The organism is Ruegeria alba (genome assembly GCF_022321465.1).
GTDB lineage: Bacteria > Pseudomonadota > Alphaproteobacteria > Rhodobacterales > Rhodobacteraceae > Ruegeria_B > Ruegeria_B alba.
Genome location: NZ_JAKOEM010000057.1, coordinates 1 through 2493, shown reverse-complemented (window position 1 = coordinate 2493; position 2493 = coordinate 1). Strand labels below are relative to the sequence as shown.

Below are 2493 nucleotides of genomic sequence, written 5' to 3'. Positions count from 1 at the left end.
GATGACGACGTGCAGGAGGCGTTCGTGATCTACAAGCCCACCGGCCAGATCATCTGGGCGCTGGTCGATGGCGAGGGACAGAGCGAGATCAACCTCCAGATCGGCAAGGAGGTGTTCGACCTGCTGGCCTGACCGGGGCGCGGGCGGCTTCTTTTTATTGACTCAGCGCCCGCAGCGACCCAAGAATAGTTTCCACTATGGAAACATTTTGTTTCCACTTTCGCCTCCGCATCGGCCCCCCGTGCGGGGGCGAAACTTTTTTGCCCCCTCGATCCTTTCACCCTACCCCCGTTCCCGCATCTCGGAAACCCGGTTTTGGAGCGGCCCGGGAACCCTGGAAATTTGAACCAAATCCCCGGCAAACTCCACGGTTCTGCCCAGATCCCCACACCCTCCTGCCCGGCCCGACACCGACTCTGACCGTGGTGGAAAATTGGGTGAGAGGGGGTGGCCGATGGACATCCTGTCGGTGGTCCGTGGCAACTGGCTGGCAGTCGAGGCTTTGCCCGAGACGGCCCCGATCGCGGCTTTGGCAATTCAGGATCTTCCGGCGGGCGGAAGACTGCTGACCGTCGCCTCCGAAGCGGGGGGCGGCCTGGTCGGATTCCGGCTGGAAGCCGAAGGAACGGCCCGGTTCGTCAATATGCAGTCCTATGTTTCGGACGCTTCCGCCCTGTCGGGGGTCACACTCGAAACCCTTGACCTGGGGGGGCGGTCCCATCTGATCCCCCTGGGCGCGGCAGCGGGCGGTCTGACCGGCTTCGCAATCGGGGCAGACGGGCGGCTGGAGGCCCCCCGAGATCTCGACCCCCACAACATCTTTCCCGACGGCACCGTCCAGGCGGCGGCCCTGTTCGGCGACGCGATGCTGGCGACCGCCAGCGGCGCAACCCTGACGATCCATGATCTCGACGGTGGCGCACAACGTACCGAACAGGTGCAGCTCGCCCCGGGAGAGGGTCCCTTTACCGCCCTGGCCACGGTCGGGGACGGGGTGCTGCTGGGCACGCTGGCCGGACATCACGCGCTGCGCAGCTACACGCTGTCGGCCAGCGGCACGCTCAAGGCGGTGGACGAGGTCGGCGCCGCGGACGGGGCCGGCCTCAACACGCCCTCGGCACTGGCGGTCTCGACGGTCGAAGGCCAGGCCTATGCCGTCATGGCCGCAGCGGGCAGCGATACGCTGACCGTCTTCTCGGTCTCTGCCGATGGCAGCCTGACAGCGACCGATCACATGCTCGACAGCCGCGACACCCGTTTCGAGGGCGCCCGCCAGATCGAGGCGCTCGTCTATGAGGACTGGTCGCTGCTCCTGGCGGCGGGGCGGGATGGCGGGGCCAGCCTGTTTGCCCTTCTGCCTGGCGGGCGGCTGTTTCACCTGCACAGCCTGAGCTGGGACAGCCCCCCGGGCCGGACGGCCGAGGCCCGCGGCCTCGCCGCCCTGGCCGTCGATATCACCGGCAGCACGCTTGAGCTCCATGCCGCCCCCGAGGGGGAGCGGGGCCTGCATCAGGCCGCTCTCGACCTGTCGGGGCTGGGTATCGTGGTCAAGGGCGGTGGCGCCCTGACCGGATCTGCGGGGGTGGATATCCTGATCGCGGGGGGCATCGGCACCCGGATGACCGGCGGGGCGGGGGCGGATCATTTCGTCTTTTTGCCGCAGCAGGCGGATAGCCTAAAACACCTGGGAACGGTGCTGGATTTCACCCCGGGCGAGGATTGGATCGACCTGTCGGCCCTGCCCTTCTTCACCCAGGCGCAGCAGGCGGTTCTGCGCATCGAGGGCGGAGCGACGATCGTGTCCGCCGGCGGGTACACCCTGACCTTGCAGGGGCTGACGGCCACCGGGCTTGCGGCCGTTGACCTGATCGCGCCCCCCCAGGCCCATCATTCGGTCGACTATTTCGTGGTAACCGATCCGGTCGTTGTTCCCCCGCCCCCGCCGCCGCCGGCCCCGATGCCCGAATCGGACCGGAAAGGGGGCAACGGCGATGACAGGATCAGCGGCAGCGGCGACAGCGAATGGATCGTCGGATTGGGGGGACGGGATATCCTGACCGGCGGCGGCGGCGACGATACGATCGACGGGGGCAGCGGCGACGATACGATCGACGGGGGCAGCGGCACCGATACGGCGGTCTTTGCCGTGCGCAGCAGCGAGGTGACCGTCACCTATGGTGATGGAGTCTTCACCCTCACCTCATCGACGGGCGCGGATCAGGTCACTGGTGTTGAACGGTTTCGCTTCACAGATACCACCCTGACCGCGGCAGAGCTCGAGGCGAAGGCAGGCAAGGGCAGCGGCGGCGGCGCGTCGGGCGGGGTGACACGGCTGGGCACACCCGACGCGGACGAGCTGCGCGGGGGAGGCCAGGACGATGTGCTGGTCGGCAATGCCGGCAACGACCGCCTGTTGGGCTACGAGGGCAACGACACGCTGGATGGTGGCGACGGATCGGATACGCTCAACGGTGGCGACGGCGATGACCGGAT

General features: G+C 67.6%; 1 protein-coding gene. It reads left to right on the top strand.

Translation table 11 applies throughout. From position 1 onward, the window contains the following. Nucleotides 1-454: 454 nt before the first annotated feature. Nucleotides 455-2493: M10 family metallopeptidase C-terminal domain-containing protein (locus MB818_RS21775; protein ID WP_238906526.1), on the top strand; the 2039-nt coding region annotated here is incomplete at its 3' end.